The sequence below is a fragment of the Chloroflexus sp. MS-G genome (genome assembly GCF_000735195.1).
Classification (GTDB): Bacteria; Chloroflexota; Chloroflexia; order Chloroflexales; family Chloroflexaceae; genus Chloroflexus.
Genome location: NZ_JPIM01000014.1, coordinates 42,830 through 55,728 on the forward strand (window position 1 = coordinate 42,830; position 12,899 = coordinate 55,728).

11 protein-coding genes are annotated in these 12,899 nt (G+C 56.4%); 8 read left to right on the forward strand and 3 right to left on the reverse strand.

The window, feature by feature from the left end:
- Positions 1-15 precede the first annotated feature (15 nt).
- The 6 genes from cobJ to JE47_RS0104300 all read left to right on the forward strand — a co-directional run bounded on the left by cobJ (position 16) and on the right by JE47_RS0104300 (position 7,877).
- Positions 16-2,412 carry a precorrin-3B C(17)-methyltransferase gene (cobJ, locus tag JE47_RS0104275; RefSeq protein ID WP_051871062.1) on the forward strand — a complete coding sequence of 799 codons (2,397 nt, stop codon included), beginning with the start codon at positions 16-18 and terminating at the stop codon, positions 2,410-2,412.
- On the forward strand, positions 2,402-3,184 hold the full coding sequence (gene cobA, locus JE47_RS0104280) for a uroporphyrinogen-III C-methyltransferase (RefSeq protein WP_031458558.1): 783 nt from the start codon (positions 2,402-2,404) through the stop codon (positions 3,182-3,184). Before cobJ ends, cobA begins: the two co-directional genes overlap by 11 nt.
- Positions 3,181-4,593: a cobyrinate a,c-diamide synthase gene (locus JE47_RS0104285; protein ID WP_031458559.1), complete on the forward strand. Its 1,413-nt coding sequence runs from the start codon at positions 3,181-3,183 to the stop codon at positions 4,591-4,593. Before cobA ends, JE47_RS0104285 begins: the two co-directional genes overlap by 4 nt.
- Positions 4,594-4,728: 135 nt before the next feature.
- On the forward strand, positions 4,729-5,283 hold the full coding sequence (gene cobU, locus JE47_RS0104290) for a bifunctional adenosylcobinamide kinase/adenosylcobinamide-phosphate guanylyltransferase (protein ID WP_031458560.1): 555 nt from the start codon (positions 4,729-4,731) through the stop codon (positions 5,281-5,283).
- Entirely contained in the window at positions 5,262-6,338 is a 1,077-nt protein-coding gene (locus JE47_RS0104295; RefSeq protein ID WP_031458561.1) for a pyridoxal phosphate-dependent aminotransferase, read from the forward strand. Before cobU ends, JE47_RS0104295 begins: the two co-directional genes overlap by 22 nt.
- A 63-nt stretch (positions 6,339-6,401) precedes the next feature.
- On the forward strand, positions 6,402-7,877 hold the full coding sequence (locus JE47_RS0104300; protein WP_031458562.1) for a cobyric acid synthase: 1,476 nt from the start codon (positions 6,402-6,404) through the stop codon (positions 7,875-7,877).
- Positions 7,878-8,057: 180 nt separating this feature from the next.
- Here the strand turns inward: JE47_RS0104300 and JE47_RS0104305 are convergent, their stop codons facing one another.
- The 3 genes from JE47_RS0104305 to JE47_RS0104315 form a co-directional block, all read right to left on the reverse strand.
- The gene (locus tag JE47_RS0104305; protein ID WP_031458563.1) at positions 8,058-8,765 is read right to left on the reverse strand and encodes a PHP domain-containing protein; all 708 of its coding nucleotides are present in this window, start codon (positions 8,763-8,765) and stop codon (positions 8,058-8,060) included.
- A gap of 122 nt (positions 8,766-8,887) precedes the next feature.
- Positions 8,888-9,796 carry an arginase gene (rocF, locus tag JE47_RS0104310; RefSeq protein WP_031458564.1) on the reverse strand — a complete coding sequence of 303 codons (909 nt, stop codon included), beginning with the start codon at positions 9,794-9,796 and terminating at the stop codon, positions 8,888-8,890.
- Positions 9,793-11,007, reverse strand: coding sequence for an ArsA family ATPase (locus tag JE47_RS0104315; RefSeq protein WP_031458565.1), 1,215 nt, complete (start codon positions 11,005-11,007; stop codon positions 9,793-9,795). Before JE47_RS0104315 ends, rocF begins: the two co-directional genes overlap by 4 nt.
- A 167-nt stretch (positions 11,008-11,174) precedes the next feature.
- Here JE47_RS0104315 and JE47_RS0104325 point away from each other — a divergent pair, with 167 nt between their 5' ends.
- Both JE47_RS0104325 and JE47_RS0104330 read left to right on the forward strand, forming a co-directional pair.
- Positions 11,175-11,690 (forward strand): histidine phosphatase family protein, encoded by a 516-nt coding sequence (locus tag JE47_RS0104325; protein ID WP_031458566.1) that lies wholly within the window; start codon positions 11,175-11,177, stop codon positions 11,688-11,690.
- An 18-nt stretch (positions 11,691-11,708) separates the two neighbouring features.
- Positions 11,709-12,461, forward strand: a complete 753-nt coding sequence (locus JE47_RS0104330; RefSeq protein ID WP_031458567.1) for an SIR2 family NAD-dependent protein deacylase — start codon at positions 11,709-11,711, stop codon at positions 12,459-12,461.
- The last annotated feature ends 438 nt before the right edge of the window (positions 12,462-12,899 follow it).

A 12,899-nucleotide genomic window follows, 5' to 3' on the forward strand; every position in this document is an offset into this window, starting at 1 on the left:
AGATAAAGATAGCAAATGAAGAGGAAACTCAGTGATCAATATACCCCGGCAGAGGCAGCTACGACACCATCGTCGATCATTGCCGTTAGCCGTGCCGGCGTCGAACTTGCTAATCGGTTGGCACAACACGTTCCGGCGACGATCTGGGTGCCAGAGCGATTCGTTGCGACAGTTCCTGGCGGACGGACGTACACAACACTGCGCGAAGCGGTGCAGATGGCCTGGCGTCAGAGTAGCGCGATTATCTTCATCGCCGCAACCGGGATTGCCGTGCGCTTGATCGCACCACTGCTCAACGCGAAAACAGTCGATCCGGCGGTGATCTGCCTCGATGAACAGGGTCAGGTTGTTGTACCCCTGGTTGGCGGGCATCGTGCCGGTGCGAATGCGCTAGCCCGTCGGATTGCAACCATCACCGCCGGTCTGGCCGCTATCACGACTGCAAGCGACGTTCAGGGCCTGCCAGCCCTCGATCTCATCGGAAAGGAACAGGGTTGGCGCCTGGCGCCGGATTCAGCCACAACTCACGTTATGGCTTGCCTGGTGAACGGCGATCCCGTTGGGGTGTGGGTCGATCCGGCGCTACCGGCAGCGCGTGCCCTGTTAACCACCGAGTTGGCTTCGGTGGCAACGGTTGAATGGGTGAATGAAGCCGAGCTGCTGACCGATCCCCGTTTTGCCGCAGCGATTCTTGTTTCGTACCGGCGGCTTGACCCTCTCTGGAATAAATTACGCCACAAAGCGTTACGTTATTTTCTCCCATCGCTGGTGATCGGCATCGGTTGTCGTCGTGGTGTTCCGGTTGATGAACTTGCTACCGCAGTCACAACAACACTGGCGCAGCATGATCTGCTGACCGAGTGTGTCGCTGCTCTTGCGACCGCCGAACTGAAGGCCGATGAGGCCGGTATTATTGCGCTGGCCGATCATTTCGGTGTTCCGCTTACGGTCATTAACACCGATCAACTGCAAGCCCTCGATCCGCAAGCGTTTAGCCCAAGTGCCGCAACTCGCTTTGCTCTCCCCGGTGTAGCCGAGCCATGTGCGACAATCGCAGCCCAAGGGCCACTCCTGGTTCCCAAACAGGTCTTTGCCCAATGCACGGTTGCTGTTGCCCTCGGCCAAGCCGCTTCCATTGCTTTGCCTTCTGCCACCGGTCAGCTCAGGCTGGTCAGTATTGGCCCCGGCGATCTGGCCCATCTCACCGAGTTAGCTCGGCGGGCGCTGAGCAATGCGGAGGTTGTGATGGGTTACGCACGGTATATCGACCTGATCAGGCCCCTGCTCCGTGCCGATCAAGAGGTGATTGCAACACCAGCTATGGGTGACGAGATAGGACGGGCACAGATGGCGATTGACCTGGCGCGATCTGGTCGGCGTGTAGCCTTGGTAAGCAGTGGTGACATAGGGATTTACGCGATGGCTGCTCCTGTGTTCGAGCAATTACAGGCCATCGGTTGGAATGGCCGCGATCCGGTCGTTGAAGTTATTCCGGGTGTCAGTGCATTTCAGGCGCTGGCTGCTCGCATCGGTGCACCGATCAATCATGACCTTTGTCTGATCAGCCTCAGCGATTTACTCACGCCGTGGTCGCTGATCGAACGGCGATTGCGTGCTGCGGCCCAGGCCGATTTCGTCGTCGCACTCTACAACCCACGTTCACAAGGGCGCAACTGGCAACTCGCCGCTGCTCTCGCTATTTTGCGCGACCATCGCCCGCCAACAACACCGGTTGTCTTTGGCCGACAGGTGAGCCGTGACGATGAACAGATTACCGTTACCACGCTGGCAGCCACCGATCCTGCTCTGGCCGACATGCTGACACTGGTACTGGTCGGGAATAGCCAGAGCTTTCACCTGTCTGGGCATGTGGTCACTCCACGCGGCTACACAACGCGCCCTTATCAACCGACCACTGCTATGCTGGCAACCGGAGCGAGCGACTACCCGATCATTCTGACCAAACCCGCTCATTTCCCGGCAGTCGTTATTGGCGGTGGCAATGTCGGTGAACGTAAGGTACGCGGCCTGCTAGCAGCCGGGGTACCGGTACGACTAATCAGCCCAACCGCGACTACTCAATTAATGGCATGGGCCGAGGAGGGGCGGCTCATCTGGGAACGTCGAACCTACCAACCAGGTGATCTCAATGGCGCAAGACTGGTATTTGCGGCAACCAACGATCGTACTGTCAATGCACGGATTGCTGCCGCTGCCATTGCCATCGGAGCGCTCTGCAATGTAGCCGATAACCCGACCGAAGGTGACTTTCATGTACCGGCTGTCTATCGCAGTGGCGGCATCACTGTGACTGTGAGCAGTATCGGTAGCGCTCCCACCCGATCTACCGCCTTACGCGATGCCATCGCCAGTTGGCTAGAAACTATTGGAGTAAGCACCCATGAGCGGTAAAGCATACCTCGTTGGCGCCGGCCCTGGTCGGGCCGATTTGATAACAGTACGCGGTCTGAATGTATTGCGGCAGGCTGATGTCGTGCTCTACGATCGTCTCATTGCCGCATCCCTACTCGACGAAGCACCAGCGCACGCTGAACGCATCTTTGTCGGCAAGCGTCCCGGTCATCACGCCTGGCGACAGGATGGCATCAATGAGACGTTGGTTCGTCTGGTGCGTAATGGCTTGCAGGTCGTGCGTTTGAAGGGTGGTGATCCGGGCGTATTTGCCCATGTCGCCGAAGAGGCGGCAGCTCTGGCCGCCGCCGGTCTGCCGTTTGAGATTGTACCAGGTGTGTCGTCGGCGCTGGCAGTGCCACTCTGCGCCGGTATTCCCCTAACCTGGCGCGGCATCGCCTCGGCGTTCACCGTCGTCTCTGGTCACGAAGTCACCGACCACGGCTGTAGTGGAATCAGTTGGTCATTGCTTGCCGCTACCCCCACTCTGGTTGTCCTGATGGCACTCGGTCGGATCGAGCAGGTCTGCACTGCGCTGATCGCTGCTGGCCGTAATCCTGACACGCCGGCTGCCCTGATCAGTCGTGGGGCTAGTCATCAACAGCGAACCTTACGAGCAACGTTGGGCACGATGGCTGAACATCAACGGTTAGCGCAACTTCCGCCGCCGGCAGTGCTCGTCGTGGGTGACGTGGCACTGCTGGCCGACACCCTGGCCTGGTACGACCCGGCTCAGTATCCGGCAGAGCCAATGCTCTGGGAAGAGATATGAACACCTTGAGCGAAAAGACAATCCTGCTCCCCAGACTACTGTTCGCCGCACCGATGAGCGGCAGTGGAAAGACGACCCTGACCGCCGGCGTGATCGCTGCGCTCCGACGGCGTGGTCTGCAAGTTGCGCCGTTCAAATGCGGTCCCGATTACATCGATCCCGGTTACCATGCGCTGGCTGCTGGACGGCCATGCCACAACCTCGATTCCTGGCTTGTTGCCCCCGAACAGATGACCGGTATTCTGGCGCGACGCAGTGCTGGAACCGATCTGGCGCTCATTGAAGGAGTGATGGGTCTTTTCGATGGCTACGGTGCGACAGACGATACCGGCAGTAGTGCTCATATCGCCCGCCTGACAGCGACACCGGTGATTATCGTGCTCGATGCGCGCGCAATGGCGCGTACCGCTGCTGCACTCATCGCTGGCTTACGCGACTTTGATCGTCGGCTACGGATCGGTGGCGTTATTTTGAACCGCGTCGGTAGTCCGCGTCACGCAGCACTCATCCGTAGTGCAATTGAACAGACGATTGGCGTGCCGGTACTAGGCTTTCTTGAACGTGCTCCGGAACTGACGCTGCCTGAACGTCATCTGGGCCTGATACCGGTCATTGAGCCGGGGCGCTGGCAGGAATGGCTATCGCATGTCGCCGACCGTGTTGCTGCTACCATTGATCTCGACCATTTGCTCAATATTGCCCGTACTGCACCACCACTCCCTGTAACGCCGCTGCCAACCGTTTCACCACCTGACACAAACACCAAACCGGTTATTGCAGTTGCTCGTGATGAAGCCTTTAACTTTATCTACCCCGACAACCTCGATCTCTTACAGGTTGCTGGCGCCGAATTAGCCTTCTTCAGCCCGTTACACGACGTTACTCTTCCAGAACGGACCGCTGCCATCTATCTGTGCGGGGGCTTTCCTGAATTGTATGCCGCACAACTGAGCGCCAATACCAGGCTTCGCCAGGCAATTCGCATCGCTGCCGAAGCCGGAGTGCCGATATACGCCGAATGTGGCGGGTTGATGTACCTGACCGAAACACTCATTGACCAGCACGGTCAGGCTTTCCCTATGGTCGGCGTGCTGCCCGGTCAATCGCGTATGACGCAGCGTCTGACACTGGGGTATCGCACTATAACATCTCAAACCGACACGTGGCTCTGGCGTGCCGGTGAGACCCTGCGCGGTCACGAGTTTCATTACTCGGTGTGGGCAGAGCGACCACCAACACTACCGTCGCTCTACACCTGTTTGCCCGACGAACTACGGCCTCATACTGCAACCGAAGGTGTGGTGATCAAGAATACCCTGGCTTCGTACATTCACATACACTTTCTCTCTTGTCCACACGCTGCCGAACGGTTCGTTGCCGCAGCGATGAGAAATGCCAGTATAAGATAGAGGAGTGAGAAAAGGTGTGAGTTCTAAACCTGCACCTAGCGCGTGAGGAATCTCGCCTCGTTCAAAACACCTGTTTGCGTGTGTCTGCAACCTCCGTGCTATCGCCTGTTTCATCATCCAGAAAGGTCATCGCCTATGAAGAACATCATCCTCTTCACCGGCGGCACTCGCAGCGGTAAAAGTCGCTGTGCCGAACGCTACGCAGCTCGCCTCAGCGAGCATGTTATCTACCTAGCGACTGCCACGCCCGACGACGACGAAATGCGCGAGCGCATCATCAATCACCGTGCTCGACGGCCAACAACCTGGCACACCATTGAAGCACCGACTGCTGTCGCCGCCGCGCTCGCCGATCTGCCGGTCGGTACAGTCGTACTACTCGACTGTCTCTCACTCCTGGTCAGTAATCTTTTACTTGCCAATGAGTCAGCACCAGAACCGGCAATTCATCACGAAATCGCATCATTGCTGGCAACTGTAGATAGTCGCAATCTCACATTGATTGCCGTCACCAATGAGGTGGGAATGGGTATCGTACCGGCCTACCCACTCGGCAGACGGTATCGCGATCTGTTGGGATGGGTCAATCAACAGGTTGCGGCAGCGGCGCAAGAAGTCTATCTGGTGACCTGCGGTATTGCGGTAGAATTGCGTACCCTGGAGGCAGCATGGAATCGTACAGTCCAGTAGTGCACGGCGCACTCGATGAAACTGAACTGGCTCGTTTAGGGTTGAGTGCCGGTCAATTGGTCGACTTCAGCAGCAATATCAACCCTTTCGGCCCACCCGACTCGGTCTTGCAGGCGCTGCGGAGCCTTAATCCGGCACCGTATCCTGACCGAAGTTGTCTTCGTTTGCGCACACAGTTGGCCGCGCTTCACCATTGTGCTACCAACGCCATCCTGGTCGGAAATGGTGCCAACGAGCTGATCCATCTCGTTGCCCGCGCCCTTGGTGAAGCTGGTGCTACTGCGTTGGTTGTCGGGCCGACATATGGCGAGTACGCGCATGCGTCACGACTGGCCGGTATGCAGGTTGTCGAGCAACAGAGTACGATTGCAACAGGATTTCATCCCGATCTCCCCGACTTATTCACTACCATCGAACGGCTCCGTCCTCGTCTGTGCTGGCTCTGCGTTCCCAATAATCCTACCGGCATTGATCTCTCATCTGATATGATCGGTGAACTGGCGCAGGCCTGTGTGGCTGTCGGGGGACGTCTCATCCTTGATCGGGCGTATCTGACGCTCAAACACAACGCCACTCCTCATGATCCGCTTGACCATATCAGCGTACCGCACCTGATCCGTATCTACTCGCTTACTAAAAGCTATGCCGTTGCCGGTCTCCGCATCGGTTATCTGATCGCCGACCCCAAAACAGTAACCGCTATCGCGCACTACCAACCGGCGTGGAGTGTTAACAGCGCGGCTCAGGCGGCAGCGCTGGCGATGCTTGCCGATACCACATTTTTGCCTGCAACCATACCGCAACTCTGGGCCGTCAGCGATGAGCTTGCTCAAAATCTGCGTCAGATCGGTCTGACTGTCTGGCGGGCAGACCTGCCCTTCATGCTCGTTAACTGTACGCATGCGGGGGTAGTTCGGCACCAATTGCTTAGGCGCGGGTGTGTGGTACGAGACTGCACATCGTTTGGTTTGCCAGAATGGGTACGAGTTGCCCCGCGCCGACCAGGCGACAATGCACGGCTTCTGGCCGCTTGGCGCGAGATACTGTCTAAATGAGGATAGCGCAACGAGGGGGTCATCTTTCCCTGCAAACCTTATCAACAACAAGAGGATAACCCTATGCCAGCACCTGTCTTGATGGTTGTCGGTACTGCTTCATCTGTTGGCAAAAGCACTCTAGTGACTGCACTTTGCCGACTAGCCTATCGTCGCGGCTTGCGTGTTGCGCCCTTCAAAGCCCAAAACATGAGCAACAATGCGGCTGTCACCGCGGATGGGAAAGAGATAGCCCGCAGTACAGCAGTACAGGCTGCTGCTGCCGGTATAGAACCTGATGTAGCGATGAATCCAATCCTCATCAAACCAGAGGGGCAACGTCGCAGCCAGATCATCGTTGAGGGTCGGCCCTGGCATACACTCACCGCTAGCGATTTCTGGCAACGCAAAGCCCAGCTCTGGTCGGTAGTCACGCGCAATCTCGACCACCTGCGTGCTACTTACGATCTTGTCATTGCCGAAGGCGCCGGTAGTCCGGTCGAACTCAATCTTAAAGCGGGTGATATTGTCAATATGCGCGTGGCCCACTACGCTCAGGCCCGTACCGTACTTGTCGGCGATATTGATCGCGGCGGTATTTTTGCTCAACTCTTGGGAACCCTGATGCTCCTTGAACCTGACGAGCGCTCACTCATTACCGGTCTGATCGTCAATCGGTTTCGCGGCGATCCGTCATTGTTCGCCGATGGCATCACTATCTTACAAGAGCGCAGTGGCTTGCCGGTGTTGGGAGTTGTGCCGTGGCTAGAAGACATCGGCTTACCCGAAGAGGATGCTGTTGCTCTTGAGCACATGCAAGATAGACCGTCTCAAGGCTTGACTATTGCGGTCATTCGCTTGCCAGGCATTGCCAACTTCGACGACTTTGATCCGCTCGTTCGAGAGGCCGGCGTGACGGTACGTTATATCGAGCACCCTACAGAACTGAGCGGCGTAGCAGCGGTGATTCTCCCCGGCACAAAGCACACGCTGGCGGCTCGTCGTTGGCTGCGCGAACACGGTTTTGATGCTGCGTTACACCAATTTTCGGGCGCGATTGTCGGTATTTGTGGTGGTTATCAACTATTGGGCCAACGCATCAGCGATCCGTTGGCCGTCGAAGGCGATGGTGGTGAAGAGGCCGGGTTGGGCTTGCTCCCTATTGAAACGACGTTCAGCACCCACAAACAAACTACACGCACCATTGCATACCCACACGTCGCCTGGGCTGGTCGCACCCCTGTCAGCGGCTACGAAATTCACATGGGTCAGAGCTATCGCTTGAGAACCGCTCAACCTCTGCTACAGATTGTGCAGCGCGGCGCTGATCCAACCACTGCCGAGGATGGCTGCCTGAGTCCCGATGGACGGATATGGGGTTGCTATCTGCACGGTATCTTTGCCAACGACGATTTCCGTCGCGGATGGTTACGTCAGTTGGGCTGGAAACCGACATTAATCAATACACCGAAGGTTGATCCTTTCGACCGATTGGCCGATCACGTTGCCGCTGCACTTGGCCCAACGGTGATCGAGCGCCTGTTGCACAGTGAGGGTTAGCGCTGGTCTGAGCATTCTGAGCATTCATTGATCGGTGACTCAGACAGTGTCGGTGCTATGTACATTGTGGGTTGCGTCTGCAATGGGCTTGGGAAACTATTTTGTCTCCTCCCTCCGCCATCACCAACTGCCAGGATAGTAAAGATCGTTGAAATGCCCTTGTCCAGCGCAATGGTTGACTTATCGTGCTGGAGCAGTCTGCCATCTGCTCCAGCGCTGCATACGGGCACTTACTGCACCGGCAATCCCGCGCCAGCCCCAATACTGACCGACCGCGACCGTTTCGCCGCGCTGTAATGCCTGTCGTAAGTGATCAACAGTATGACCGGCGAACAGGGTGCGGCCCAAGCCAATCGTGGCAAGATGATGCGCATCGCTGCCGCCAAGCTGGGTCAGACCATACTCCTGAGCTTTCTGGAGAGCACGCTGATTGTTAAGCGGATTCCAGAGACTGGCGTTAAAGACCTCAATCCCGTCGAGGATATTCCAATCGATGTCGTTACGTTCCGGCCCCAGCAGGTGTTGACGTCCAACCGATGGTACCAGTGCACCGAATGGGTGGGCAGCAAACACCATACCGTTTTGCTCACGCACATGAATGACTGTTTCGGTAAGGCTGAGACCCGCCGGGATAGGGTGTTCGATAAACAACGCCAGCACGTGCCCGATCTGGGTCGAGATTTCACAACCGACGATCACCTCAATACCGTAGTGCGGCGCCAGGCGGCGCGCCTCCAATGCTCCTGCCAGAGTATTGTGATCGGTGATTGCAATAATGCGCAAGTCGGTATGTGTTGCTACATATGACAACACCGCCTCAGGAGAGGCGGCGCCGTCACTAGCCGTAGTATGAATGTGTAGATCGGCTGCGCTGAATGAAGCTGTCACAGGTTATGCTCCTTCTTTCAACATTCCCATTAAAGCATAACTGCGATGGATGAAGGAAGGATGATGCACCCGTCAAGCGCAAATTAAAGATCGGGTAACCTTTTGTGATGAGTGTCTCGCACTTACAAAATTCGCTTGCCCAAAGCCGACAACACCAGATCAACCGCCAATTGTGCCGTTGCATTACGTTCATCAAGAATTGGATTCACTTCCACCACATCAAGACTGCGCAACGCACCACTCTCGGCGATTAGCTCCATCGCCAGATGTGCCTCGCGCGCCGAAATGCCGCTGTTCACCGGCGTACCTACACCTGGTGCTTCGCGTGGATCAACAACATCAAGATCAAAACTCAGGTGAAATCCCGCAGTATCAGCGGTAGCGATCGTCAAGGCTTTTTCCATGACGGTTGCCATCCCACAGCGGTCGATCTCGTGCATGGTAAAGACAGTGATTGGCGAAGCACGCAGTGCTTCTCGTTCAAGCGGATCGAGATCGCGTACCCCGATCAACACCACTCGTGTCGGATCGAAAGCCGGTACCCGACCGGCCAGCGTGATCAGCGACGAATGACCGCGCCCGGTTAAGACCGCCAGCGGCATCCCGTGGATATTCCCACTTGGCGTAGTATGTTCGTCATTGAAATCAGCGTGGGCATCGATCCAGATCAGGCCAAGGCGACGATGGCGCGCACTCCCACTTGCCGAACCTATTGACAGACTGTGATCGCCGCCTAAAATCAGGGGGAGCATTCCCTGTTGAACAATATCGGCTACCTGCTGCGCCAGGTGTGCACACATCTCAGCAATCGGTTCAAGGTAGCGCAAACGTGTATTGGGTGGTGGTAGTGGTGAGGTTTCGACCATCGGTGTCGCCAGATTACCACAATCGACCACCCGGTAGCCTAATTCACCAAGACGACGGCTCAGACCGGCGTAGCGGATCGCGCTCGGTCCCATATCAACGCCGCGTCGTCCTGCCCCTAGATCAATTGGTACCCCAAGAATCGCAATCTGTTGTTCGGTCGTCATGGAGAAGTCGATTCCTCTTTCTCATCAGACGCATCGGTCTGTAACGACAGTGTTTCTGGTGGGCCAAAGAAGACTTCAAGGACGCCGTTGCGGAAGTACGCACGCCGTGCCGGACGCTCGGCCAGGGTAGTCGGTAGCAGCATATCACGGCGGAAGTTTCCGATTTCAATAAACAACTCATCGCCGCGTTTGGTCATTGATACTTTTCCAATCTCGACGTGCGGTAATGGCAGGCGCAACACATACTCATCGCCTTGCTTCACAATCTCTTGCGTCTTCCCGATAAAATGAACTTTGACCGGATCATCATCACCGAACAATTGCTGACCAACTATCGACAAATCTTTTATGCCGGCGAGATCACGGGCATAGTAGGGGCTTTCCCAGATCGGCAAGGGCCGGAAGAGGTCGTAGACCATCTGACGATAACCCTGCTGAATGCGGGCTAATTCCTGCATAAAAGCCCCTTCCACCTTATCGACCGGTAACACCCGATTGAGCACGACCCCATCAACCGGATAGCCAAATAAGGCCAGATAGGTTGAAGCCCGTTGCGCCTCTTTGATCACCATCCGTTCAGGATTGACCACCAGCCGGTAAGAACTGATTTGGGGATCGGTCAATGTCGCTCGTAGCGCTTCTACACCCTTGGTCAGTCGTTCGAGTTTAGAAAACACATCGGTTGCCGGTACCAATTGCTTGACCAACGGTCGCGCCACTTTAAGCGTGGTCGGTTCCCAATCCATCACGCGCGCTGCGTACCACAGAAAAGTTTCGGGCATTGTTAGCAAACGCACCGTTTCACCGGTGGGGGCAGCATCAACAATCACAACATCGAAATTGCCTTCACGCGCCTGTCGTCGAATGTGGAGCAGACTTACCACTTCTTCCATGCCGGGGATAATAGCGAGCTCTTCGGCTGCCACTTCATCAACCCCCCGGCGGCGGAGCAGGTTACTCAGGTACACCCGTAGTTCACCCCAATGCTGGCGTACCTCATCGAGCACATTGATCTCCTGCCCCCACAAACGTTCGCCAATCTGCGTAGGTAATGAACCTAATGGAGTGTCAAGTGCATCGGCCAGACTATGCGCTACATCGGTACTGACAACCAGGGTGCGATAGCCTAATTCGGCTGCCCGTACTGCTGTTGCTGCCGAGGTAGTAGTTTTGCCGACGCCGCCTTTACCAAGATAGAGGATCAGCCGCATTGATGTATCCTTTGTTGATCGGTGATTCTACACAGAAACTACTATCTGCTGTCGATGCGACGCCGCATCAATTGTATATGTTGCAGTTCAGCCCGTCAATCTTCTATGGTACACTATTCATGATAATACCTAAACACTACTGCTACATCAAGATGTAAGGAAATTCAGTGCTTTCCGATCTTTTTCTTATTCGTCATGGGCAACCAATGCACAATCCGTCTATTCCGTACCAGCTTCCGCCAGGACCTGATTTGTCTGAACGTGGTCGGGCCGAGGCGCGTCAGGTAGCAGCATTTCTGGCCGATAAAGGGGTAGAGCAACTTCTAGTCTCGCCATTTGCCCGCACGACCCAAACGGCAGAGGTGCTAGTCGATGCCCTTGGATTACCGGTCTCATTTACCACACTAGTACAGGAACATGCACCGGGGGAGACATTTGAGCAGGTGCGGGCGCGGGTGCGCGAGGTGCTAGCCAGTCTGTTCGATTCGCCGTATCAGCGGGTTGCTATCATTACGCATGGCTCACCAATTCGTGCATTTCTGCTCGAACTAAGCCATGATCAGATCGATCTCCGTTCCCATGTTTACCCCGGTGGCAACCCGGCGCCAACCTGCGGTGTCTGGCACGTCAGCTTCTCGCCGCAACGTGCATGCCGCTTTGATCTGGTATTTAAACCGTCGTAAATTGGGCGGAGATGAGGTATGAGCGATCTTGATGAGGTTATCACTGCTCTAGCGCACCATCTGCATGCCGCGCAGCACGTGACAGTCTTGACCGGTGCAGGTATCTCGGCGGAAAGTGGTATTCCTACGTTCCGCGATGCCCAAACCGGTCTCTGGTCGCAGTTTGATCCGGAAGAACTGGCTTCACCGGCGGGCTTTGCCCGCAATCCAGGATTGGTCTGGCGCTGGTACGCCGAGCGACGGATCAAAGCCTGTGCTGCTCAGCCCAATCCGGCTCATTATGCCCTGGTCGATCTGGCGAAGATGGTGCCAAAGTTGACTCTCATCACGCAGAATATTGATGGTTTGCACCAGCGTGCCGGTAGTCAAGATGTGATCGAATTACACGGTAGTCTTCATCGTGCGCGCTGCATGGCCGACGGTACCGTGCATACAACTTGGGATTACGATGAAGAGCTGCCCCAATGTCCCGATTGTGGCGCTTTGTTGCGTCCCGATGTCGTCTGGTTCGGTGAATATCTGCCAGTCGCTGCGTTAGAGGCTGCTTACACTGCGACGCTCGATTGCGATGTCTTCTTTTCAATTGGTACGTCAGGCGTTGTTGAACCGGCAGCTTCTCTCCCCCGGATCGCCCTATCCAGAGGGGCAACCGTTCTGATCCTCAATCTTGAACAAACCACTGCGGCTCGCCCACCACTGTTTACCATTCATGGCAAGGCTGGCGAGGTGTTACCACGTCTGGTCTCGACAGTGCGACGTCTGAGAGCTTGATTCAGAAACCTGGGCTTTTGATGAGTCTTGACCATGACACTTCCATCATGGTCAGGGAAACAGTGGCAGTGTCGGTGCTGCGAGCACGCCTGGTGGCCCTCACCTTCCCCCCAGCCCCCTCACCTTCCCCCCAGCCCCGCTCCCGCAGCACGGGAGCGGGGCTGGGGGTGCGGGCGGCCCGCAGCTCTGTCTTTCATCGCGTTGGTAGGGACGGGTTCCAAACCCGTCCCTCCTAGTGTATTTCTGAGACAGACGTGGAGGCCACCGCAAGGCCCGCAGCCCAGGAGCGGGGCTGGGGGTGCGGGCGCCCCCCGCAGCTCTGTCTTTCATCGCGTTGGTAGGGACGGGTTTCAACCCCGTGCCTCCTAGCGTATTTCTGAGACAGACGTGGAGGCCACCGCAAGACCCGCAGCGCGGGAGCGAGGCTGGGGGTGAGGA